Source organism: Pseudomonas sp. TH21 (assembly GCF_016651025.1).
Lineage (GTDB): Bacteria > Pseudomonadota > Gammaproteobacteria > Pseudomonadales > Pseudomonadaceae > Aquipseudomonas > Aquipseudomonas aylmerensis.
Genome location: NZ_JAEKEQ010000001.1, coordinates 6,185,163 through 6,207,711, shown reverse-complemented (window position 1 = coordinate 6,207,711; position 22,549 = coordinate 6,185,163). Strand labels below are relative to the sequence as shown.

Below are 22,549 nucleotides of genomic sequence, written 5' to 3'. Positions count from 1 at the left end.
AGCGACCATGACAACGACAATAACCCCCGACTCGCGCTGGACGCGGCGGCGCGACGAGAAGCAGCGGCGGCTCGGGCTGGTCAAGCACTTTGCCGACGGGGCCGTGTTGCCCAGTGACAAGATCGTCGCGGCGCTTGAGGCGTTGATCCTCCCCGGCGACCGCGTGGTGCTGGAGGGCAACAACCAGAAGCAAGCTGACTTCCTCTCGCGCTCCCTGGCCAAGGCCGACCCGGCCAAGCTCCACGATTTGCACATGATCATGCCCAGTGTCGGCCGCTCCGAGCACCTGGACCTGTTTGAAAAGGGCATCGCGCGCAAACTGGACTTTTCGTTCGCCGGCACTCAATCCCTGCGCATCAGCCAGTTGCTGGAAGACGGCCTGCTGGAAATCGGCGCGATCCATACCTACATCGAACTCTACGCGCGGCTGGTGGTGGACTTGATCCCCAATGTGGTGCTGTCTGCCGGGTTCATGGCCGACCGCGCCGGCAATATCTACACCGGTGCCAGCACTGAAGACACCCCGGCATTGATCGAGCCTGCCGCGTTCAGCGATGGCATCGTGATCGTGCAGGTCAACCAGTTGGTGGATGACGTCAGCGACTTGCCCCGCGTGGATATCCCCGCCAGTTGGGTGGATTTCGTGGTGGTGGCCGACAAGCCGTTCTACATCGAACCGCTGTTCACCCGCGACCCGCGCCACATCAAGCCGGTGCATGTGCTGATGGCGATGATGGCGATCCGTGGCATCTACGAAAAACACAATGTGCAATCGCTCAACCACGGCATCGGCTTCAACACCGCCGCCATCGAGCTGATCCTGCCCACCTACGGCGAGTCCCTGGGGCTTAAGGGCAAAATCTGCCGCAACTGGACCCTCAACCCGCACCCGACCCTGATCCCTGCGATCGAAAGCGGCTGGGTGGAAAGCGTGCATTGCTTCGGCACCGAACTGGGCATGGAAAACTACATCGCCGCGCGCCCGGATGTGTTCTTCACAGGCCGCGACGGCTCGATGCGCTCCAACCGGATGTTCTGCCAACTCGCTGGCCAGTACGCGGTGGACCTGTTTATCGGCGCGACCTTGCAAGTCGACGGCGACGGCCATTCCAGCACCGTGACCCGTGGGCGTCTCGCCGGGTTTGGTGGCGCACCGAACATGGGGCACGACCCGCGCGGTCGTCGCCACGGCACACCGGCCTGGCTGGACATGCGTCACGACGATGCGCCAGAAGCCTTGCTCGAACGCGGCAAGAAGCTGGTGGTGCAGATGGTCGAGACCTTCCAGGAAGGCGGCAAGCCGACCTTCGTTGAGACCCTCGACGCGGTGGAAGTGGCGCGCAAAAGCGGCATGCCGCTGGCGCCGATCATGATCTACGGCGACGACGTGACCCATCTGCTCACCGAAGAAGGCATCGCCTACCTGTACAAGGCGCGTTCACTCGAAGAACGCCAGGCAATGATCGCCGCCGTCGCCGGGGTGACGGCCATCGGCATGCGCCACAACCCAAAAGACACCGCACGCATGCGTCGCGAAGGCTTGATTGCCTTGCCCGAAGACTTGGGCATTCGCCGCACCGATGCCACCCGCGAGTTGTTGGCGGCCAAGAGCGTCGCCGACCTGGTGGACTGGTCGGGTGGTTTGTACAACCCGCCCGCCAAATTCAGGAGCTGGTAAATGCGCGCCCTCAAACTGCATGAACTGAGCCTGGCTGATCGCCTGGCAGACATGGCCGTCGACGCGTTGATCGATGAGGCTGACTTATCGCCCAAGCCCGCCCTCGTGGATCGGCGTGGTAATGGTGCCCACGACGATTTGCACCTGGGCCTGATGCACGCGTCGGCGCTGTCGCTGGGGCCGATGTTCAAGGCAATGGCCGAGGCAGCGATTGACGTCGGTGAAGTCGGCCTGCCCCTGCGCGAAGCCCTTGGACGCATTGGCCGCGAAGGTGAGCAAGCCATGCTCGCCACTACCGGCGGCGTGAATACCCATCGCGGTGCGATCTGGGCGCTTGGCTTGCTGACCGCAGCGGCGGCGTTGGAGCCGCGCGCCGTGACACTCACCGCGGCCAAACTGGCCTTGCTCAACGACCGCTACGCCCCGCAACCGATGAGCCACGGCGCCCAGGTTGCACAGCGCTTTGGCGCACGGGGCGCCCGTGAGGAAGCGCAACTGGGCTTCCCTTCGGTGGTGCAACGCGGCCTGCCGCAACTGCACAAGAGCCGCCGGCAAAACGTCGGCGAACAGAACGCGCGCCTGGATGCCTTGCTCGCGATCATGACGGACCTGGCCGACACCTGTGTGCTCTATCGCGCCGGCCTGGAAGGCCTGCATGCCATGCAGCGCGGCGCCCAGGCCGTGCTTGATGCAGGCGGCAGCGCGACCCTCGCCGGTCGCCGTCATTTGCATGAACTGGACCATCAACTGCTGGCCCTGAATGCCTCCCCCGGTGGCGCCGCCGACCTGTTGGCCGCCTGCCTGTTTATCGACCGCCTCGACGGAGCGTTGTGATGGAAACCTTATCCTTTGAATTCCCCGCCGGGCAGTCGCCAAAAGGCCGTGCGCTGGTGGGTTGCGTCGGCTCGGGTGACCTGGAAGTCCTGCTGGAACCGGGTACGCCGGGCACGCTGACCATCCAGGTGCAGACCTCGGTGAATGGCGCCGCACTCCGCTGGCAGCATCTGTTCGAACGGATCTTCCAGGAGCAGACGCCACCGGCCTTGAAGATTGATATTCACGATTTCGGCGCCACCCCAGGCGTGGTGCGTCTGCGCCTGGAGCAGGGCTTCGAGGAGATCGGCCATGACTGACCTCACCAAACACAGCTTCGTCGAACTGGGCGCCCGGCAGCGGGCCAAGTCCTTGTTGGACGCCGGTTCCTACCGCGAACTGATCGACCCATTCCAACGCGTCATGTCGCCCTGGCTCAGCCGCCAAGGCGTGGTGCCGCAGGCCGATGACGGGGTGGTGATTGCCAAGGGCAGCATCGATGGAAAACCGGTGGTGATTGCCGCCATCGAGGGCAACTTCCAGGGCGGCAGCCTTGGCGAAGTAGGCGGCGCGAAAATCGCCGGCGCTTTGGAGCTGGCAGCCGAGGACAATCGCAAGGGCATCCCGACCCGCGCCGTGCTGTTGCTGGAGACTGGCGGCGTGCGTCTGCAGGAAGCCAACCTGGGCCTGGCCGCGATTGCCGATATCCACGCGGCGATTGTCGACCTGCGCCAGTACCAGCCGGTGATTGGTGTGGTGGCGGGCAGTGTCGGGTGCTTTGGCGGCATGTCCATCGCCGCCGGGCTGTGCAGTTACCTGGTCGTGACCCGCGAAGCACGCCTTGGCCTCAATGGCCCGCAAGTGATCGAACAGGAAGCCGGCCTGGAAGAATACGATTCGCGCGACCGCCCGTTTATCTGGAGCCTGACCGGCGGCGAGCAGCGCTTCAACAGCGGCCTGGCCGACCGTTACGTGGCAGACGATGTGACGCAGATCCAGCAGACCGTCACTGCATTGCTGCAACAAGGCTTGCCTGCTCAACAGCGCAGCCGTCAGGCCGAACATTACCTGGCGCGTCTTGGGCAACTGGACGCCACGCCGCAAATCGACCCGGCAACGGTGCGCGACCTGTATCAAGGAGAACGCTCATGAGAGGCTTGCAGTGGTTCAACGCATTGAGCGCCGGCGCCACCCCTGTCGACGGTTTGCCGCAGTCGCTGAGGGTTGCCGACGGTCTCTTGGGTGAGCAGACAGTGCGCTTCGTCGCCGTGGTCAGCGACCCTCAGAACCGCTTCCCGCGCGCCCGTAACGGCGAAGTCGGGTTGCTCGAAGGCTGGGGCCTGGCCAAGGCGGTGGATGAAGCCATCGCCCACGGTGACCAGCGTCCGATCATCGCCATCGTCGATGTACCGAGCCAAGCCTACGGCCGTCGCGAAGAAGCCCTCGGCATTCACCAGGCCCTGGCCGCCGCCGCCGACAGCTATGCGCGCGCCCGGTTGGCCGGCCACCCGGTGATCGCACTGCTGGTGGGCAAGGCGATGTCCGGGGCGTTCCTCGCCCACGGCTACCAGGCCAACCGCCTGATCGCCCTGCGCGACCCCGGGGTGATGGTGCACGCCATGGGCAAGGCCTCGGCGGCGCGGGTGACCCTGCGCAGTGTCGAGGAGCTGGAAGCCCTGGCCGCCAGCGTGCCGCCGATGGCTTATGACATCGACAGCTATGCCAGCTTGGGGCTGTTGTGGGAGACCTTGTCGGTCAGCCAGATTGAACAGCCCACGCCGGACGATGTGGCGCGGGTCAGCGATTGCCTGGTCAACGCGATCAAGGATATCGACGGCCGCGATTTGAGCGGGCGTCTCGGCGCGGCGAATCGCGCCGCCTCCAGCCATGTACGCCAGCTGCTGCGGGAGCAATGGTGAACGCCCACGATTTGCTCTGGGGCATGACCCCGGCGCACGTGCCTGCCGACGCACCGGCCTGGGTGCTGGAGGCCGTCGCCTCTGGCCATCCGGTGGTGGTGCGCCGCGCCATGGCCGAGCCGGGTCATGTGCCCGTCGGCGTACGCGGGCGGTTGCGTGAGCAGCGCTATGCTGCCCAGATGCCGCTGGCGGCAGTGCAGCGGCGCGTGATCCCCGAGGCTCTGTGTGGTGTGGTCTCGCCACGGGATTTACCCGCGCTGCGCGCGCTCGATCTATTGCGGCCGGTGCTGGCGCAGGAGGCGTGGGGTGTCACGGGCAGCGCGGGTTTCGAGTTGGCCAGCGGGATTCAAGCGCTGCACGCGCAGAGTGATCTGGATTTGATCCTGCGTACGTCCGAGCGACTTGAGCGCGGTGATGCCGAGGATCTGCTGGCGATATTGAACACCGCACCGTGCGCCGTGGATCTGCAACTGCAAACCCCGTTTGGCGCCGTCGCCTTGCGCGAATGGGCAAGTGGGTCACGCCGCGTGCTGCTCAAGACCGCCAGCGGTGCACACCTTGTGCAGGACCCTTGGCAGGCCGTAGCATGAGCAGCCTCCTGGTCTTCCCGGGGCAGGGCGCCCAACGGCCGGGCATGCTTCACCAGCTGCCTGTGGAGGTGTTGGAGCAGGCCAGTGAGGCCTTGGGCGAAGACGTCCTGGCGCTCGACTCGGCGCAAGCCCTTGAGTCGACCCGAGCGGTACAACTCTGCCTGTTGATCGCCGGTGTGGCCCACGCCCGCCTCCTGCAACACACCCCGGATTATGTCGCGGGCCTGTCCATCGGTGCCTACCCTGCGGCGGTGATTGCGGGCGCGCTGGACTTCGACGAGGCCATCAAACTGGTCAGCCTGCGTGGCGAGCTGATGCAAAACGCTTATCCACACGGCTACGGCATGACCGCAATCATCGGCCCGGCGTTATCCACGGTGGAAAACCTGCTGGCCGAAATACACCGTGCTGAAACGCCGGTGTACCTGGCCAATATCAACGCCGACAACCAGACCGTCATTGCCGGCAGCGATGCAGCAATGAAGCTTGTCGCAGAACGCATCCAGGGCAACGGCATCGCCAAGCGCCTGGCGGTCAGCGTGCCGTCCCATTGCGCGCTGCTGGACGCGCCTGCCCAGCGCTTGGCCCAGGCGTTCGGTGCACTCAAGCCGCCGCGCATCACCTACCTGAGCAGCACGCGTGCGCGGCCGATCCACAACCCCGAGCAATTGCGCGACGACCTGGCCTTCAATATGTGCCGCGTCGTCGACTGGCGCGGCACCGTGCAAAGCGCCTACGAGCGCGGCGTGCGCCTGCAGATCGAACTGCCGCCGGGCGCCGTGCTCACCGGCCTGTCGCGCCGCGTGTTTGAACAAGGCACGGTGATCGCCTGTGAAGGCGCCCGCCTGGACACCTTGCAGGCCTTGCTGGAAGAGGAGGAGCGCCGCCACCGATAAAGCACCACCCAAGGCTTTCGAAGCACAAAAACAACAATTTCGATCGAGCACTTTGAGGACAACAACAATGATTATTTACGGTGTGGCATTGCTGGCGATCTGCACGCTCGCGGGCGTGATCATGGGCGACATGCTTGGCGTGTTGCTCGGCGTCAAATCCAACGTGGGCGGGGTGGGGATTGCGATGATCCTGCTGATCTGCGCCCGCCTGTGGATGCAAAAACGCGGCGGCATGACCAAGGATTGCGAGATGGGCGTGGGCTTCTGGGGCGCGATGTACATCCCCGTGGTCGTGGCGATGGCCGCGCAACAGAACGTCGTCACTGCCCTGCACGGCGGACCGGTCGCGGTGCTCGCGGCGATTGGTTCGGTGGTGGTGTGCGGGTGCACCATTGCCCTGATCAGCCGCACGCACAAGGGTGAACCTTTACCCGATGAAGAGCCGCTGATCACGCCGACACCTGTCGTGGGAGGCCGCTGATATGTGGGATCTCATTGAAAAAGGTTTGGAACATAACGGCCTGATCACCGCGTTTGCCTTTGTTGGCGTGGTCATGTGGATTTCCGTGGTGCTGTCCAAGCGACTCACCTTCGGACGCATCCACGGCTCGGCGATTGCCATCGTCATTGGCCTGGTGCTGGCCTGGGTCGGCGGCACGATCACGGGCGGGCAAAAAGGCCTGGCCGACCTGGCACTGTTCTCCGGTATCGGCCTGATGGGCGGAGCGATGCTGCGTGACTTCGCCATCGTCGCCACCGCGTTTGAGGTGCAGGCCACCGAAGCGCGCAAGGCCGGCATGATTGGCGTGATCGCCTTGCTGCTGGGCACGATCCTGCCGTTTATCGTCGGCGCGAGCATGGCCTGGGTGTTTGGCTACCGCGATGCAATCAGCATGACCACCATCGGCGCGGGCGCGGTGACGTACATCGTCGGCCCGGTGACTGGCGCGGCGATTGGCGCGACCTCGGATGTGATGGCGCTGTCGATTGCCACCGGGTTGATCAAGGCGATCCTGGTGATGGTCGGCACGCCCGTGGCGGCGCGTTGGATGGGCTTGGATAACCCGCGCTCGGCGATGGTGTTTGGCGGCTTGGCCGGCACCGTGAGTGGAGTGACGGCAGGCTTGGCGGCAACGGATCGGCGATTGGTGCCGTATGGCGCGCTGACGGCGACGTTCCATACCGGGCTGGGGTGTTTGCTCGGGCCTTCGCTGCTGTACTTCATCGTGCGTGGGTTGGTGGGCTGACCCCCGATAGCGGAGTGTCAGGCTGTCCCCTGCCGATTGGCATACATCCGACACTCCGCCAACAACGCCAGCAAGTTCGGGTCTCTTTCCTTGGCCTTCAGGAACACCACGCCGATATGCTGCTGCAACCGATACCTGGGTTGCAGCGGTATCAGCTTCACGCGGTTCTCGTACACCGCCGCAATCCTTCCCGGCAGCAGCGCATAACCCACGCCCGAACTGACCATGCTCAACAGCGTGAAGATGTCATTGACCTGCATCGCCACCTTCGGCTCGAACCCCGCCTGCTTGAACACGCGATTGCCATCCTGGTGCGTGGCGAAGCCCTGGGTGAGGGTGATGAAGGTCGCGTCGCGCACGTCGGCAAGGTCGATTTCCCGCTCGCGGTCGAAGGGCGAATCGGCCGGGGTAGCGAGGAAGATGTCGTCGTTGAACAAGGCAATCTGTTCGCAGTCGGGGTCGTTGGCGTGCTCATCCAGAGAGATGAGGATCGCGTCCACTTCCATGTTCTTGAGCTTGTACAGCAGGTCGAAATTCGAGCCCAGGATCAGGTCGATATTGAGTTCGCTGCGCCTGATTTTGAGGCCCATGATCAGTTGCGGCACGGTCTTGACGGTCAGCGAGTACAGCGAGCCAAGCTTGAAGCGCTCGGCGGAGAACCCGGCGGCTTCGCGGGTCAGGCGCACGCTGTCGACCACATCGGCGATGAGTTTTTGCGCGCGTTCTTCAAGCACGTAGGCGCTTTCCAGCGGCGTGAGGTTGCGCCCTTCGTGTTTGAACAGCGGGCAGCGCAGGGCATTTTCCAGCGAGTGAATGGCGCGGTGCACGCTGACGTTGCTGGTTTGCAGCTCGGCGGCGGCGCGGGCCAGGTTGCCGGTGCGCATGAACGCCAGGAAGATCTCGAGCTTTTTGAGGGTGAATTCTTCGTCGATCAGCATGGCCATGGGCTCTTGTTCGAATGCCGTCGATTGTGCCCCTAAAACCAGTTCACTCCCAGCCATGCGCTGCACAGGCCCAGCACCACGCCGAGGATGATCAGCCAGATCGCGTTCAGGCGCGTGTAATACACCACGGCAGCACTGGCCAGCGTCAGCACCAGGCTGGTGGCATTGTTTTCCAGGCTGTTCATCAGGATGTAGGTCGAGGCGAGAATCAAGCCGATGGAGAGCGGCAGCAGGCTGCGCTTGACGCGCTGCACCCAGGGCGTGCGGGTGTGACGCTCCAGCCAGCCGGCGCCGACGTAGGTCAACACCGAGCAAGGCACCAGTTTGGCGGCCAGCGCCACCAGCGCGCCGGGCAACCCTGCCGCCTGCTGGCCGATAAATACCAGGAACATGCCGTTGGGCCCCGGCAGCGCCTGGGACAGGGCGAAGAACGCGACGAATTGCGCGTCGGTGATCCAGTTCATGTCAGTGACGGCGTAGCGGTGGATATCACTGATGGCCACGGTATTGCCGCCAATCGACATCAACGACCACAGCGCGCATTGGATCATCAGGTGCAGCAGCACGGTTTGCATCAGCCGGCCACCTTATGTGTGCTGACAAAACTCAGGGCCAGCGAGCTGGGGATGCAGATCAGCAGCACCATCCACAGCGGCAGCACGAAAACCGCCATCAGCACGAAGGTCAGCACGAACGCGCTGTAGTTGGCCAGGGTGCGAGGCATGGCCTTGAGCAAGCGCAGGGTGGTGCCGAGCATCAGCCCGGTGGCGATCGGCATCACGGCGCCGAAAATCTGCTGCACCACCTCGTTGCTCCACCACTTGGCGTAGGCGAAACCGGCGAACACGGTGATCAGCGAGGGGAACAGGTACAGCCCGCAGACGGTCACAATCGCACCCGGCAAGCCATGCAGGCGCCGGCCGTAGATGATGCCGACGTTGGCGATGTTGGGGCCGGGGAAGAACTGGCCGGTGGTCAGCAGCTCATTGAAGCCTTGCTCGCTGACCCAGCGGCGGCGGTCGACCATCATCTGCCGCGCCCAAGGCATCACGCCGCCAAAGCCGAACAGGCCGACCATGGCGAAGTTGTAAAACAGTTGCCATAGGCTGGGTTGCGGCATGTCGGGTTCAAGCTCAGGCATTGTCGATACCATTGGGGGCAGGTGCACCCTTGCAGGGGCCGGCTTGCCGGCGATGAGGCCCTTGAGCCCTGTGCCGGCAAGGACGGTGTGAATCATCCGATGGGCAGCGGTGTTAGGGCAAATGAAGAAAGGTTGTTACCCGATAGTGAGTGACTGCGGTCAGAATGCTCAAGGTGATAACGGTTATTCGAGGTGAGTGACACATGTATCACGGGGAACGATTCAACGCCTGGAGCCATTTGCTCGGGACGGTTGCAGCTTTTGTCGGTGCGGTATGGATGTTGGTGGTGGCGAGCCTGGACGGCAGCCCCTGGAAAATCGTCAGTGTGGCCATTTACGGCTTTACCCTGCTGGTGTTGTACAGCGCGTCCACCGTGTACCACAGCGTGCAGGGGCGACGGAAAGAGATCATGCAGAAGGTCGATCACTTCTCGATCTACCTGTTGATTGCCGGCAGCTATACGCCGTTCTGCCTGGTCACGCTGCGCGGGCCATGGGGCTGGACGCTGTTCGGGATTGTGTGGGGGCTGGCGGTGATCGGCATCCTGCAGGAGATCAAGCCGCGGTCCGAGGCGCGCATCCTGTCGATCGTGATCTACGCGGTGATGGGCTGGATCGTACTGGTGGCGGTCAAGCCGCTGCTCGCCGCGCTGGGCACGGCGGGGTTCGCCTGGCTGGCGTCGGGCGGGGTGCTGTATACCGTGGGCATCATCTTTTTTGCCCTGGAGGATCGCCTGCGGCATTCCCATGGCATCTGGCACCTGTTCGTGATCGGCGGCAGCCTGCTGCATTTTGTGGCGATCATGCACTACGTGCTGTGACCGTCACTTGCCGGCGATTACGCTTACAGGCGTTCCAGTAGCTCGCGGGCACGCTTGCCGAAAATCTGCAGCAGGTTTGCCAGCATGTGCGGCGGTGGTTCGTCGGCGCGGGTGAGGGCGTACAGGGTGATCGGCAAGGGCGGCGTGAGCGTGCGGATGCGCGTGGTGGCGGTCGAGGCTCCCAGCGCGGTGAAGGGGTCGATCACCGTGAGCCCGGCGCCGGATTCCACCATGGCCCGGGCCAGCGAATAGGTTTGCACCGAGATCGTCACCTGGGGCGGCGGGTCGACGTTTTCCAGGTAACTGTCGAGTTTCGCGGCCAGCGGGTCGGCGCTGGACAGCCCGATCAGCGGCGCACCCGCCAGGTCGGCGAGCGGCAGCGGCTGGCGGGTTTCAGCCTCGGACCAATAGCCTTTGGACGCCAGCGCCACCAGCACGCCATTGGCCAACACCTGGGTGGTCAACCCCGGATGGCCGGCGAAGTTGAGCGTCAATGCCAGGTCGATCTCGCGCATCAACAGTTTCTGCACCAGTTCGCGGCTGTGGTCGCTGGACAGTTCGCAGGCGATGTCCGGGTAATCGTGCTTCCACTCCAGAATCGCCGGCGGCAGCAGCGACAGCGCCAGGGCCGGGATCGCGCCAATGCGCACACTTTGGCCCGGCTCGCGGCGCAAGCTCTTGGCCAGGCGTCGCACGCCTTGCAGGCTCTGGGTGACTTTTTCCACTTCGCTTTCGAGCGCCAGGGCTTCCGGCGTGGGTTGCAGCTTGCCGCGCACCCGCAGGAACAGCGGAAAGCCTAATTGTAACTCCGCGTGTTGCAACACCTTGGTCACGGCCGGCTGCGACACATGCAGCAACTGCGCGGCAGCGCTGATGGAGCCGGTCTGGCGGATAGCCTGGAAGATCTCGATATGACGCAAGCGCATGGCGTGTCCATAACCTTTGTTTATAGGTGACCCATCTTTATTCATTGTCGGTGACCTGTCACCTGCCCCTAGGCTTGAGCCTTCTTATTCAACGGCTGGGGGCTGGCATGACCAGGCAGGTTTGCATCATCGGTGGAGGGGTTATCGGCCTGGCGAGTGCCTACGCGTTGGTCCGCGCCGGCCATGAAGTGACGGTGATCGAGGCACGCGACAGCCTGGGCAGCGAAACCAGTTTTGCCAATGGTGGGCAGTTGTCCTACCGCTACGTCGCCCCGCTGGCAGACGCCGGCGTGCCGCTGCAGGCGATTGGCTGGTTGCTGCGTGGCGATTCGCCGCTCAAGCTGCGCCCGCGCCTGGACCCCCAGCAATGGCGCTGGATGGCGGCCTTCATCGGCGCCTGCCGCGGCTCGGTGAACAAACGCAACGCCGCGCACTTGCTGCGCCTGGCGAGCCTGAGCCAATCCACCTTGCAGCAATGGCGCGTCGATGACGGCCTGGACGGTTTCGACTGGCGACGCAACGGCAAGCTGGTGACTTTTCGCAACGCCGATACCTTCGAGCGGGCGCGCAGCAAGGTCACCGACGTCCTGCAGCAGCAGGTGCTGTCGGCGGTAGATTGTGCGCGCCTGGAGCCGACACTCGCGGCAGGTGGGTTTGTCGGCGGCATCTACACGCCCAATGAGGAAGTGGCGGACTGTCATGCCTTCTGCCAGCAGTTGGCGGCGCGTCTTCAAGCGTCGGGGCGCTGTACCTTCATGCTGGGGCGCAAGGTCACCGGGATCCTGCATGCCGACGGTGCGGTACAGGCTATCGAACTGGGCGGCGAAGTGATGCCAGTGCAGCAATTGGTGCTGGCTGCCGGGCATCGCAGTGCCGAGTTGGCGTTGCCGGGCTTGTCACTGCCGCTGTACCCGCTCAAGGGCTACAGCCTGAGCGTGCCGATTGGCGCGCAGCACCGCGCGCCGAACGTGAGCATCACCGACTACGACCGCAAGATCGTCTACGCGCGCATCGGCGAACAACTGCGGGTGGCGGCGATGGTGGATATCGTCGGCTTCGACGCCAGCCTTGAGCCCAAGCGCCTGGCACTGATCAAGCGCCAGGCAATCGAGACATTTCCTACAGCTGGCGACTACGCGCATGCGCTGGAATGGGCCGGCATGCGCCCGGCTACCCCGACCGGCGTGCCGCTGATTGGCGCCAGTCGCTATCGCAACCTGTGGCTGAACCTGGGCCACGGTGCCCTGGGCTTTACCCTGGCGTGCGGCAGCGGCCAATTGCTCGCCGAGTTGATCGGCCAACACGTCCCTTCCATTGATATGCAGGGCCTGGCGCCCCGCGCCGCATAAGGATGCACCCATGACCATCACGCGAATCAGCAGCAACGAACGACTGTCCGGCGCCGTCACCTTCAAGGACCTGGTATTCCTCTCGGGCCAGGTGCCGGGCGAGGGTGTCGACGTGGCGACCCAGACCCGCGAAGTGCTGGCGAAGATCGACGGGCTGCTGGCCCAGGCCGGCAGTGACAAGGATCATGTCTTGAATGCGACCATTTACTTGAAAGATATCGGCAACGGTTTCGCCCCAATGAATGATGTGTGGTCAGCCTGGCTGTCGCCGGGCATGGCGCCGACGCGCACCACCTTGCAGGCGGAACTGGCGCGACCGAGTGTGCTGGTGGAAATCAGCGTGATTGCTGTCCGTAAATAACTCAAAGACCAACGGAGAATAACAATGAAAAAAATCCTGTTGACCGGTTGCACCCTGGGGCTGTTGCTGGGGGCGCAGGCCCATGCCAATCAAGCGCCGCTGGACGGCACGCTGGGCAAGATCGCCAGTGCCAAGTCGATCACCCTGGGCTATCGCGATGCGTCGGTGCCGTTTTCCTACGTGGGGGATAGCAGTGGCAAGCCCATGGGGTATTCGGTAGACCTGGCGAGCAAGATCGTCGAGCGCATCGAGGAGAAAACCGGGGTGGCCGATCTCAAGGTGAAATACAACCTGGTGACTTCCCAGACGCGTATCCCGCTGGTGCAGAACGGTACCGTCGACCTGGAATGCGGCTCTACCGGGGTGACTGCAGAGCGCCAGCAACAGGTGGCATTTTCCTACGGCTTTATCTACGTGAAGGGGCAGTTGCTGACCGCCAAGGACAGCGGTATCCAGGGCTTTGACGACCTCAAGGGCAAAAACGTGGTGACCACCGCCGGTACCACCAACGAGCGGTTTCTCAAGAACTACAACGCCGAGCACAAGACCAATATGTTCGTGATCAGCGCCAAGGACCACGGCGAGGCGTTCAAGATGCTCGAGACCGGTCGCGCAGCGGCGTTCTATATGGACGATGCGCTGCTCTACGGTGAGCGCGCCAAGGCCAGGGATCCGCACAAATGGGTGGTGGTCGGCAAAGAGCAGTCGCGGGAAATCTACAGCTGCATGGTGCGCAAGGGCGACCCGCAGTTTCTCGCGGTGGTCAACGAGGCACTGGGCGACCTGTACCGCTCGGGGGCGATCAACGGGATTTACCAGCGTTGGTTTGAACAGCCGATTCCGCCCAAGGGCTTGAACCTGGAGTTCCCGATGACCAGCGAGTTGAAGGCGATCATTGCCACGCCGGTGAGTGACCCGGTGGAGTGATCACCTGATCAACTGTAGGCGCCGGCTAGCCAGCGCCTGCATTGGAGGGAGGGTTAGAAATCGCCCCAGAGTTGCTGGGCCACCGCCAGCGCGACGACGGGCGCCGTCTCGGTCCGCAATACGCGCGGGCCCAGGCGGGCGGCATGGAAGCCGGCGTCTTGCGCGGTTTGCACTTCATTGTCGGTCAAACCGCCTTCAGGACCGATCAGGAAGGCCAGGCTGGCAGGCTTGGCATGGCTGACCAGCGGCTCGGCCACCGGGTGCAGGACCAGTTTCAAGTCGGCCTCGGTCTGCTTCAACCAGTCCGCCAGCAGCAGCGGTGGGTGAATCACTGGCACTGTCGAACGCCCACATTGTTCGCACGCGCTGATTGCCACCTGGCGCCAGTGCAGCAGGCGTTTGTCGGCGCGTTCATCCTTGAGGCGCACTTCGCAGCGCTCGCTGAAAATCGGCGTGATCGCGTTGACGCCCAGTTCGGTGGCTTTCTGTATCGCCCAATCCATGCGCTCGCCCCGCGACAGCCCCTGGCCGAGGTGGATGTGCAGCGGCGATTCGGCCTGCCCGGCGAAGCTTTGCGTGAGTTGCACGCTGACGCGCTTCTTGCCGACATCCAGCAAAGTACCCAGGAACTCCTGGCCGGAACCGTCGAACAACTGCACGGCGTCGCCTTCGTTCATGCGCAGTACACGGCTGATGTAGTGCGCCTGGGCTTCGGGCAGTTCGTGCTCGCCAAGGCTCAGCGGGGTGTCGGTGAAAAAGCGGGACAGTCTCATTTCTGTTCTCTGGAAAATAAGGTGTTTCTGCAGGCGCCGGCTTGCCGGCGCCTGCAAGGGTGTGATCAGCCGGGATCGCGAAAGCCTGGGTGGAAGTCCTTCGGCACGGCGACACTGACTTTGCTGTTGGTGGCAATGTCGATGCCTTCACTGGCCACCTCGGCCAGGAAATCGATCTGCTCCGGCGTGATCACATACGGCGGCAGGAAATACACCACGCTGCCCAAGGGCCGCAACAGCGCACCGCGTTCCAGGGCATGCTCGAAGACCTTCAGGCCACGGCGTTCCTGCCACGGGTAGGCGGTCTTGGTGGCTTTGTCCTGGACCATCTCGATGGCCAGGACCATGCCGGTCTGGCGCACTTCCGACACGTGCGGGTGGTCCACCAGGTGCGCGGTGGCGGTGGCCATGCGCTGGGCCAGGGCCTTGTTGTTCTCGATGACGTTGTCTTCTTCGAAAATATCCAGGGTCGCCAAGGCGGCCGCGCACGCCAGCGGGTTGCCAGTGTAGCTGTGAGAGTGCAGGAAGGCGCGCAGGGTCGGGTAGTCGTCGTAGAAGGCGTCGTAGACATCATCGGTGGTGACCACCGCCGCCAATGGCAGGTAGCCGCCGGTGAGGGCCTTGGACAAACACAGGAAATCCGGGCGGATACCGGCCTGCTCGCACGCGAACATGCTGCCGGTGCGGCCGAAGCCCACGGCGATTTCATCGTGGATCAGGTGCACGCCATAGCGGTCACAGGCTTCGCGCAGCAGCTTGAGGTACACCGGGTGGTACATGCGCATGCCGCCGGCGCCCTGGATCAGCGGCTCGACGATCACCGCCGCGACGCTGTCGTGGTTTTCGGCGAGGGTCTGTTCCATGGCCTGGAACATGTTGCGCGAATGCTCTTCCCAGCTCATGCCTTCGGGACGCAGGTAGCAATCCGGGCTCGGCACCTTGAGGGTGTCCAAGAGCAGCGCCTTGTAGGTTTCGGTAAACAGCGGCACATCGCCCACCGACATCGCGGCGATGGTTTCGCCGTGGTAGCTGTTGGTCAGGGTGACGAAGCGCTTCTTGTTCGGCAGGCCGCGGTTGAGCCAATAATGAAAGCTCATCTTCAGCGCCACTTCGATGCACGACGAACCGTTGTCGGCATAGAAACAGCGGGTCAGGCCTTCGGGCGTCATCGCCACCAGGCGCTCGGACAGTTCGATCACCGGTTGGTGGCTGAAACCGGCGAGGATCACGTGTTCGAGTTGGTCGACCTGATCCTTGATGCGCTGGTTGATACGTGGGTTGGCGTGGCCGAACACGTTGACCCACCAGGAGCTGACGGCATCGAGGTAGCGCTTGCCTTCGAAATCTTCCAGCCACACGCCTTCACCGCGCTTGATGGGGATCAGCGGCAGTTGCTGGTGGTCTTTCATCTGGGTGCAGGGATGCCACAACACGGCCAGGTCGCGTTGCATCCACTGGTTGTTCAAGCCCATCGGTCATCTCCTCGAAGCGGTCCTGCGTGTGGCGCAGGTGAAACAGTCGCGCAAGCCTATGCAATGCAGGCCTGTGTCACAACCCATTGCGAGTTTGAAGCGTAAATTGGTGGTAAACGCAGGACAGTCCGTCACGTTTCTTCTGGATAGTCCTTAATCTCTTGTTAACTTACTCTGCATACGCTCTTGATCGTATTTCTCGATATTTCAAAGCGAAATTTTCCGCTTTAATTCGATAGGTAAATCGATAGTCTTGCCACAGCTCTTACGGGATTTGGGACATGCAACTACGTAATTCACCGGCCCGCTATGGCTGGGTCAGCATCGTTTTGCACTGGGGCGTGGCTCTGGTGGTGTTCAGTCTGTTCGCATTGGGCCTGTGGATGGTCGGTCTCGACTACTACAGTGCCTGGCGCAAAGACGCCCCGGACCTGCACAAGAGCATCGGCATTACGCTGTTCGCCATCATGCTCGTGCGGATCGTCTGGCGCCTGGTCAGCCCGCCGCCGCCACCGCTTGCCAGCTATAGCCGCATGACGCGTCTGGGGGCTGCGTTTGGCCACGCGTTCCTGTATCTCGGGCTGTTTGCCGTGATGATTGCCGGTTACCTGATTTCCACCGCAGACGGTGTCGGGATCCCGGTGTTTGGCTTGTTTGAGATTCCTGCGCTGGTTTCCGGGCTACCGGACCAGGCAGACACTGCAGGCGTGGTGCATTTGTACCTGGCCTGGGTATTGGTGGTGTTCGCCGGCCTGCATGGCGTGGCCGCGCTGAAACACCATTTCATTGATCGTGATGTGACCCTGGTTCGTATGCTGGGGCGCAAAGCCTGATGTTCAACCTCGACTCACAAGGAATAGAAAGCATGTTGAAAAAGACGCTCGCCGCTCTGGCAATCGGTACCGCCCTGCTGTCTGCTGGTCAGGTGATGGCCGCCGACTACAAGATCGACAAGGAAGGCCAGCACGCCTTCATCGACTGGAAAATCAGCCACCTGGGCTACAGCTACATCCACGGTACCTTCAAGGACTGGGATGGTTCGTTCAGCTGGGATGCCGCCAAGCCTGAAGCCAGCAAAATCGCGGTCGACGTGAAAACCGCCAGCCTGTGGTCGAACCACGCAGAACGTGACAAGCACATCGCCAGCAAGGACTTCCTCGATGTTGGCAAGTTTGCCGATGCCAAGTTCGTGTCCACCGCTGTTAAATCCACCGGCGAAAAAACCGCTGACGTGACGGGCGACCTGACTTTCCACGGCGTGACCAAGCCTGTGACCTTCAAGGCGACCTTCAACGGTGAAGGCAAGGATCCATGGGGCGGCGAACGTGCTGGCTTCAACGCCACCACTACCGTCAACCTGAACGACTTCGGCATCAAAGGCCCAGGCCCGTCCTCGCAGACTGTGGACCTGGACATCTCGCTGGAAGGCGTCAAGCAGAAGTAATTTCTGTTTTTACCCGAAAAAACCGGATCCTGAGATCCGGTTTTTTTATGCCTGGAATGCACGCAATGTGGGCGCTGGCTTGCCTGCGATGCGGGCGCATCGAAGCATCAGGCACACCGAGTCGATACGATCGCAGGCAAGCCAGCTCCCACGTTGATCAGTGTCGAGTCAAAAAAAATGCCCCGTCTCGAAAGAGGCGGGGCATTTTTTGTGGTGCTGTGAAACTCAGCGGTTGCGGGTCAGCAGCGCTGGTTTTTCACCACGAGGACGGCCTGGCAGTTGATCCAACTGCTCCGGTGTCGGGAAGCGGTCGGCTTTCGACTCCTTGTGGATGATCTTCGGCGCCGGGCCACCGCGCGGGTTCTGCACGGCGGGTTCGGACAAGCGTGGCTGGTCGTCACGGGCCGGGCGACGGTTGTTGCTGCGCGAATCATCGCGACGGGCCTGGCCATCACGAGGCGCGCCGTTACGCGGGCCGTTGCGCTTGGCCGGTGGCGTACCGGTGGTGCCGCCGCTGCTGTTGCGCGGACCGTTCTGACGACCGCCCTGTGGCTGGCCGCCACGTGGGGCACCAGCGCCGGCACCTTGCGCCGGGGCGCCTGGACGACGGCCACGACCCTGGGCCGGTTTGGCCTGGGGCACGTAGTCGACGCGGTTACCGAAGTTATCCACGTCGTCGTCGAGGAACTCGTCCGGGGCGCGGTCGGCTGCAGCGCGTGGTGGCTGGGTCGGCTGGCGCTGTTCGCGGGCCGGGGTGCCTTCACGTGGTTTTTGCTCACGGGCCGGGCGCTCGCCACGGCCGTTGGTAGGCGCTTTTTCCTTGCCGCCCTTGTCCTTGCCCTTGTCGCGACGACCACCGCCACCACCGCCGCCGTTCGGGCCATCGCCCTTCGGACCGCGTGGGTTGCGTGGGTTGCGCACGTCCGGACGCTCGCGCGCTTCTGGCTTTTCAGCCTCGACGGCGCTGGCATCGAAGCCCATCAGGTCGCCGTCGGCGATTTTCTGCTTGGTCATGCGCTCGATGCTTTTCAGCAGTTTTTCTTCGTCCGGTGCAACCAGGGAGATGGCTTCACCCGAACGACCGGCACGGCCGGTACGGCCGATACGGTGCACGTAGTCTTCGTCGACGTTCGGCAGTTCGAAGTTGACCACGTGTGGCAGTTGGTCGATATCCAGGCCGCGGGCGGCGATATCGGTGGCCACCAGGATGCGCACTTCACCGGCCTTGAAATCGGCCAGGGCTTTGGTGCGGGCGTTCTGGCTCTTGTTGCCGTGGATGGCGACGGCGGTGAGGCCGTGCTTGTCCAGGTACTCGGCCAGGCGGTTCGCGCCGTGCTTGGTGCGGGTGAACACCAGTACCTGTTCCCACGCGCCGGCGGTGATCAGGTGGGCCAGCAGCGCACGCTTGTGGCTGGCGGCCAGGCGGAACACGCGTTGTTCGATACGCTCGACCGTGGTGTTCGGCGGCGTGACTTCAATGCGTTCCGGGTTGTGCAGCAGCTTGCCGGCCAGGGCGGTGATGTCGTTGGAGAACGTTGCCGAGAACAGCAGGTTCTGACGTTTGGCCGGCAGGCGTGCGAGGACCTTTTTCACGTCATGGACAAAGCCCATGTCGAGCATGCGGTCTGCTTCGTCCAGCACGAGGATTTCCACGTGGGACAAGTCGACGCTGCCTTGGCCGCACAGGTCGAGCAAGCGACCGGGGCAGGCGACCAGCACGTCGACACCACGGGACATGGCCTGAACCTGTGGGTTCATGCCGACGCCGCCGAAGATGCAGGCGCTGACGAACTTCAGGTCGCGGGCATACAGCTTGAAGCTGTCGTGCACTTGCGCGGCGAGTTCGCGGGTGGGGGTCAGGACCAGTACGCGCGGTTGGCGCGGGCCGTGACGCTGGGATTTGTCCGGGTGACCATTGGGGAACAACCGCTCCAGAATCGGGAGGGCGAAGCCGCCGGTTTTACCAGTACCTGTCTGAGCCGCAACCATCAGGTCGCGACCTTGCAACACGGCGGGAATGGCCCGCTGTTGCACCGGAGTAGGCTCGGTATAGCCCGCTGCCTCGATGGCGCGGACTAAAGCCTCGGAGAGACCGAGGGAAGCAAAGGACATGAGTAATCCTGTTTTAGTTAGGGCTTGGCCCAGAGGGATAATCTTGCCGGGCGCGAATGGCGCTTAGGGGAGCGCAATCCCGTCCGGTCCTGCTGCGTCTGGCGAGCACTCCACCGGCTCGCGCGGGCTCAAAGCTGCGCTGTAGCGGGGTTGGGTGCCTTTTTCAAGACCTCAGCGGCCGGGCGTAAGCCTGGCGGAAAGGCCGGAGTATAACAGAGCAATCACTGCGCGCTGCTTTCCTGCTGCTCAACGGTGTCTCCTGCTGCCGATATGGCCTGGATTCCACCATATTTGGCACTCAAGGCGGCGTAGGCCGGTTCCTGTTTGAAGCGCCTCAGCTCGGCGGCAAAGCGCTGCACCAGCAGGTCCATGCCCGCACCCCGGCGCACGGCCAGGAACTGCGGCTGGCGGCTGACCACGACCTGGGCCTGGCTGACCTTGCCTTCCAGGCCCATGGCCTTGATCACGTGCTGGCCGACCCGGCGGTCGGTGATCACCAGGTCGATGCGCCCGAGCATCAATTTGCCGAAGTTGGCCTCATGGCTGGGCGCCGCTTCGCGGTTGAACAGCGCGGAATCGCTGAACGGCTCGCCATACAGGTAGCCTGGCGAGGTGCCGACAGTCAGGCCGCGCAGGTCCTCAAGGCTTTGGGCCGGGTGCGGCCGTTCGTTGGCATAGAACAGGGTGAACTCGACTTGTGACAGCGGTTCGCTGGGGTAGAGCAGCAGCGCGTCGCGCTCATGGCTGTGGAAAATATCCAGCGCGCCGTCGGCCTGGCCCTGGTCAAGCATGGCCAGGCAGCGCTTCCAGGGCAGGAATTGCCACTCTACATCGACCCCCAGGCGCTGGAACACGATCACCGTGGTGTCGTAGTCCAGTCCCTGCATGGCGCCGCGTTCTTCGTACACATAGGGTGCCCAGGGCTCGGTGACAATGCGCAGTTTCTCGCCATAAGCGGCCAGGCTCAGGCAAGTGAAAAGGGCAGCGGTCGCAAGCTTCAGGATCACGGGCATACCCTGAGGTTACGACGCTCCTGCGCTAAAGAGAAGCTCTGGCACACGCATCTGCAGGCGGTATCAATGCGTCTGCGAACTCATCAGGTGCTCGTAGATAGCGGTACGCCGCTCACCGAGAATCAGGCGCACCAACGGGTTGGCGAACCAGTGCTCCAACTGGTGTGCATCGACCGGGCGCTGCTGGCGCTCTTCCTGATTCTGGCGGGCCTTGTCCCACCAAACCGGGCCACATGCCTGGTCGAACTCGTTTTGGTGCTCGTAGCACCCGTAGAGAATCTCGCGGATGAACTGCTGCTTGCGCTTGGGCAGGGCCAGGGTGATCAGCTTGTACATCAGGCGCTGCAGGCGTGGCGGGCGCGGCAAGTGGGCGGAGACCTTGCGTGTGTCGGCCAGGGCCAGCGTGCTGATGGGGCTGGCCCTGTGCTTGGTGATCCACGCCTTGACCTTGGCCCGGAACAGCTGTTTGCGGCTCCAGTAATGGTGGATCAGGTCCGGGCATTGGCGCACGTTGACCTGGCGGTAGGCGGCAACCGACAGGCAGAACTCTTCCAGGGTGTAGGCGCCGAGAGCCATCGGGAACAGTTCGTCCATCAGCGCGATCGACTGGTCCAGCAGGTGCGCGTCCTGGCGTGCCAGGCCCATGACCCCGGAGTTGAGCAGCCACATGTTGTCGTCGGCCAGGCCTTTTTCGCTCAGGTATGGCGCGAGCGCTTCGTACAGCACGCTTTCGCGGTTATCGCCGTACTTGGCGTGGAAGGCGTTGCACAGCAGGGTGCCGGGCGCGACGCGCTCGAACAGGGCCATGGGCGAGTCGTGGAAAAACGTATCGGTGTCGATCAGCAGTGCGCGCTCCGCCGTTTCCAGGACTTGGCGCAACAGCACGTGCTTGGTGCGGAAATGGTAGCCGTGAGGCTCGCTCCAGCGTTTGCGCGTGGCCTCATCCAGTACGTGGACCTGCACCGGCAGGCCGTCGTAGGGCGCCGGGTTGTCGCTGAACACCTGGATGTCCAGGGGCAGGTCCTCGGTTGCGCCCAGCTGCGCCAGGGCACTGGCGATGCTGAATACCGCTTCCTGATGATAGGTCTCGGCGCCGAATACCAGGTAAACCAGCTGCGGGCGGGGAGTCGGGGACGCTGTATTCATTTACTGCAGGCTTCCATTCCGGGGAGATGTGAACAAAAAAAGCCCTCGTATAAACGAGGGCCTGGGTGCAACTCGGTCAGACCTCAGCGCGGCAGCTTGAGGTTGTTCCAGATTGCAAGGCTCGGCTCAGCCTGGTTAAGCGTATAGAAGTGCAGCCCAGGTGCGCCACCTTGCAGCAATTCTTCACACATGCTGCTGATGACCTGTTCGCCGAACGCCTGGATGCTCTTGACGTCGTCGCCGTAGGCTTCCAGTTGCTTGCGGATCCAGCGTGGGATCTCGGCACCGCACGCGTCGGAGAAACGTGCCAGCTTGCTGTAGTTGGTGATCGGCATGATGCCTGGCACGATCGGGATGTTCACACCCATGGCCCGCACGCGCTCCACGAAGTAGAAGTAGCTGTCGGCGTTGAAGAAGTACTGGGTGATCGCGCTGTCGGCACCGGCGTTGGCCTTGCGCACGAAATTCTGCAGATCGTCTTCGAAGTTACGCGCCTGGGGGTGCATCTCCGGGTAAGCCGCCACTTCGATATGGAAGTGATCGCCGCTTTCTTCACGGATGAAACTCACCAGGTCGTTGGCGTAGCGCAGCTCACCGCTGGCCATGCCCATGCCGGATGGCAGGTCGCCACGCAAGGCGACGATGCGCTTGATGCCGGCTTGCTGGTATTGGGTCAGCAGGCCGCGCAGGTCGGCCTTGCTGTCGCCCACGCACGACAAGTGCGGAGCGGCGGGAATGTTGGCTTCGCTTTCCAGCTGCAGCACGGTGTTGATCGTGCGGTCACGGGTCGAGCCGCCGGCGCCGTAGGTGCAGGAGAAGAAGTCAGGGTTGTAGCTGGCCAGTTGCTTGGCAACGGCCATCAGTTTTTCATGTCCAGCATCGGTCTTGGTCGGGAAGAACTCGAAGCTGTAGCGACGGTCTTGGGACATGTGAGGTCTCCAGCTGCAAGTTGCAAGCCTCAAGCTGCAAGAGGGCGG

The 22,549-nt window shown here is 63.1% G+C and carries 25 protein-coding genes; 15 read left to right on the top strand and 10 right to left on the bottom strand.

Translation table 11 applies throughout. The annotated features are described in order from the left end of the window. Nucleotides 1–7 precede the first annotated feature (7 nt). The 9 genes from mdcA to madM all read left to right on the top strand — a co-directional run bounded on the left by mdcA (nt 8) and on the right by madM (nt 7,143). On the top strand, nt 8–1,678 hold the full coding sequence (mdcA, locus tag JFU04_RS27605; protein WP_065904906.1) for a malonate decarboxylase subunit alpha: 1,671 nt from the start codon (nt 8–10) through the stop codon (nt 1,676–1,678). Then, nucleotides 1,679–2,512 carry a triphosphoribosyl-dephospho-CoA synthase gene (locus JFU04_RS27600; RefSeq protein ID WP_201146053.1) on the top strand — a complete coding sequence of 278 codons (834 nt, stop codon included), beginning with the start codon at nt 1,679–1,681 and terminating at the stop codon, nt 2,510–2,512. It abuts the gene before it with no gap. Further along, complete coding sequence (locus JFU04_RS27595) at nt 2,512–2,811, top strand: malonate decarboxylase subunit delta (protein ID WP_201146052.1); 300 nt, start codon at nt 2,512–2,514, stop codon at nt 2,809–2,811. The genes JFU04_RS27600 and JFU04_RS27595 overlap by 1 nt, the downstream gene beginning before the upstream one ends. Next, nucleotides 2,804–3,643 (top strand): biotin-independent malonate decarboxylase subunit beta, encoded by an 840-nt coding sequence (locus tag JFU04_RS27590; RefSeq protein WP_201146051.1) that lies wholly within the window; start codon nt 2,804–2,806, stop codon nt 3,641–3,643. Before JFU04_RS27595 ends, JFU04_RS27590 begins: the two co-directional genes overlap by 8 nt. Beyond that, nucleotides 3,640–4,410, top strand: coding sequence for a biotin-independent malonate decarboxylase subunit gamma (gene mdcE, locus JFU04_RS27585; protein WP_065904899.1), 771 nt, complete (start codon nt 3,640–3,642; stop codon nt 4,408–4,410). The genes JFU04_RS27590 and mdcE overlap by 4 nt, the downstream gene beginning before the upstream one ends. Further along, nucleotides 4,404–5,000, top strand: a complete 597-nt coding sequence (locus JFU04_RS27580; protein ID WP_201146050.1) for a malonate decarboxylase holo-ACP synthase — start codon at nt 4,404–4,406, stop codon at nt 4,998–5,000. Before mdcE ends, JFU04_RS27580 begins: the two co-directional genes overlap by 7 nt. After that, entirely contained in the window at nt 4,997–5,896 is a 900-nt protein-coding gene (gene mdcH / locus JFU04_RS27575; RefSeq protein ID WP_201146049.1) for a malonate decarboxylase subunit epsilon, read from the top strand. Before JFU04_RS27580 ends, mdcH begins: the two co-directional genes overlap by 4 nt. 67 nt (nt 5,897–5,963) lie before the next feature. Next, the gene (gene madL / locus JFU04_RS27570) at nt 5,964–6,377 is read left to right on the top strand and encodes a malonate transporter subunit MadL (protein WP_064454526.1); all 414 of its coding nucleotides are present in this window, start codon (nt 5,964–5,966) and stop codon (nt 6,375–6,377) included. A 1-nt stretch (nt 6,378) separates the two neighbouring features. Beyond that, nucleotides 6,379–7,143, top strand: coding sequence for a malonate transporter subunit MadM (madM, locus tag JFU04_RS27565; RefSeq protein ID WP_058426582.1), 765 nt, complete (start codon nt 6,379–6,381; stop codon nt 7,141–7,143). 17 nt (nt 7,144–7,160) lie between these two features. Here the strand turns inward: madM and JFU04_RS27560 are convergent, their stop codons facing one another. The 3 genes from JFU04_RS27560 to JFU04_RS27550 are packed head-to-tail and all read right to left on the bottom strand — an operon-like array spanning nt 7,161 to nt 9,228. Then, nucleotides 7,161–8,081 carry a LysR family transcriptional regulator gene (locus JFU04_RS27560; protein ID WP_201146048.1) on the bottom strand — a complete coding sequence of 307 codons (921 nt, stop codon included), beginning with the start codon at nt 8,079–8,081 and terminating at the stop codon, nt 7,161–7,163. A gap of 38 nt (nt 8,082–8,119) precedes the next feature. After that, nucleotides 8,120–8,662 carry a chromate transporter gene (locus JFU04_RS27555; protein WP_065904891.1) on the bottom strand — a complete coding sequence of 181 codons (543 nt, stop codon included), beginning with the start codon at nt 8,660–8,662 and terminating at the stop codon, nt 8,120–8,122. Next, complete coding sequence (locus JFU04_RS27550) at nt 8,662–9,228, bottom strand: chromate transporter (protein WP_065904889.1); 567 nt, start codon at nt 9,226–9,228, stop codon at nt 8,662–8,664. Before JFU04_RS27550 ends, JFU04_RS27555 begins: the two co-directional genes overlap by 1 nt. A gap of 203 nt (nt 9,229–9,431) precedes the next feature. Between JFU04_RS27550 and trhA the strand changes: the two genes are divergently transcribed. Further along, nucleotides 9,432–10,049 carry a PAQR family membrane homeostasis protein TrhA gene (gene trhA / locus JFU04_RS27545; protein WP_201146047.1) on the top strand — a complete coding sequence of 206 codons (618 nt, stop codon included), beginning with the start codon at nt 9,432–9,434 and terminating at the stop codon, nt 10,047–10,049. A 23-nt stretch (nt 10,050–10,072) separates the two neighbouring features. Here trhA and JFU04_RS27540 read toward each other — a convergent pair whose 3' ends face one another. Then, entirely contained in the window at nt 10,073–10,975 is a 903-nt protein-coding gene (locus JFU04_RS27540) for a LysR family transcriptional regulator (RefSeq protein ID WP_201146046.1), read from the bottom strand. Between the two features lie 107 nt (nt 10,976–11,082). Here JFU04_RS27540 and JFU04_RS27535 point away from each other — a divergent pair, with 107 nt between their 5' ends. The 3 genes from JFU04_RS27535 to JFU04_RS27525 are packed head-to-tail and all read left to right on the top strand — an operon-like array spanning nt 11,083 to nt 13,612. Further along, on the top strand, nt 11,083–12,324 hold the full coding sequence (locus tag JFU04_RS27535; RefSeq protein WP_201146045.1) for a D-amino acid dehydrogenase: 1,242 nt from the start codon (nt 11,083–11,085) through the stop codon (nt 12,322–12,324). A 10-nt stretch (nt 12,325–12,334) separates the two neighbouring features. After that, on the top strand, nt 12,335–12,685 hold the full coding sequence (locus tag JFU04_RS27530) for a RidA family protein (RefSeq protein WP_065904878.1): 351 nt from the start codon (nt 12,335–12,337) through the stop codon (nt 12,683–12,685). Between the two features lie 24 nt (nt 12,686–12,709). Continuing rightward, on the top strand, nt 12,710–13,612 hold the full coding sequence (locus JFU04_RS27525) for a transporter substrate-binding domain-containing protein (protein WP_106802409.1): 903 nt from the start codon (nt 12,710–12,712) through the stop codon (nt 13,610–13,612). 53 nt (nt 13,613–13,665) lie between these two features. On the opposite strand, the gene JFU04_RS27520 is transcribed toward JFU04_RS27525, so the two are convergent. Both JFU04_RS27520 and JFU04_RS27515 read right to left on the bottom strand, forming a co-directional pair. Next, a complete protein-coding gene (locus JFU04_RS27520) occupies nt 13,666–14,385 on the bottom strand; it encodes a 16S rRNA (uracil(1498)-N(3))-methyltransferase (RefSeq protein WP_120450292.1) in 720 nt (239 codons plus the stop codon). Between the two features lie 65 nt (nt 14,386–14,450). Continuing rightward, the gene (locus tag JFU04_RS27515; RefSeq protein WP_201146044.1) at nt 14,451–15,857 is read right to left on the bottom strand and encodes an adenosylmethionine--8-amino-7-oxononanoate transaminase; all 1,407 of its coding nucleotides are present in this window, start codon (nt 15,855–15,857) and stop codon (nt 14,451–14,453) included. A 281-nt stretch (nt 15,858–16,138) separates the two neighbouring features. On the opposite strand from JFU04_RS27515, the gene JFU04_RS27510 reads away from it, so the two are divergent. Continuing rightward, nucleotides 16,139–16,690 carry a cytochrome b gene (locus JFU04_RS27510; RefSeq protein WP_065904873.1) on the top strand — a complete coding sequence of 184 codons (552 nt, stop codon included), beginning with the start codon at nt 16,139–16,141 and terminating at the stop codon, nt 16,688–16,690. A gap of 32 nt (nt 16,691–16,722) precedes the next feature. Next, nucleotides 16,723–17,301 carry a YceI family protein gene (locus JFU04_RS27505; RefSeq protein WP_065904872.1) on the top strand — a complete coding sequence of 193 codons (579 nt, stop codon included), beginning with the start codon at nt 16,723–16,725 and terminating at the stop codon, nt 17,299–17,301. 225 nt (nt 17,302–17,526) lie between these two features. On the opposite strand, the gene JFU04_RS27500 is transcribed toward JFU04_RS27505, so the two are convergent. The 4 genes from JFU04_RS27500 to metF all read right to left on the bottom strand — a co-directional run bounded on the left by JFU04_RS27500 (nt 17,527) and on the right by metF (nt 22,501). Further along, a complete protein-coding gene (locus JFU04_RS27500) occupies nt 17,527–19,413 on the bottom strand; it encodes a DEAD/DEAH box helicase (RefSeq protein ID WP_120450290.1) in 1,887 nt (628 codons plus the stop codon). 221 nt (nt 19,414–19,634) lie between these two features. After that, entirely contained in the window at nt 19,635–20,426 is a 792-nt protein-coding gene (locus tag JFU04_RS27495) for a substrate-binding periplasmic protein (RefSeq protein WP_201146043.1), read from the bottom strand. A gap of 63 nt (nt 20,427–20,489) precedes the next feature. Beyond that, nucleotides 20,490–21,572, bottom strand: a complete 1,083-nt coding sequence (locus JFU04_RS27490) for a hypothetical protein (protein WP_065904867.1) — start codon at nt 21,570–21,572, stop codon at nt 20,490–20,492. 83 nt (nt 21,573–21,655) lie between these two features. Continuing rightward, a complete protein-coding gene (gene metF / locus JFU04_RS27485; protein ID WP_065904866.1) occupies nt 21,656–22,501 on the bottom strand; it encodes a methylenetetrahydrofolate reductase [NAD(P)H] in 846 nt (281 codons plus the stop codon). Nucleotides 22,502–22,549 lie beyond the last annotated feature (48 nt).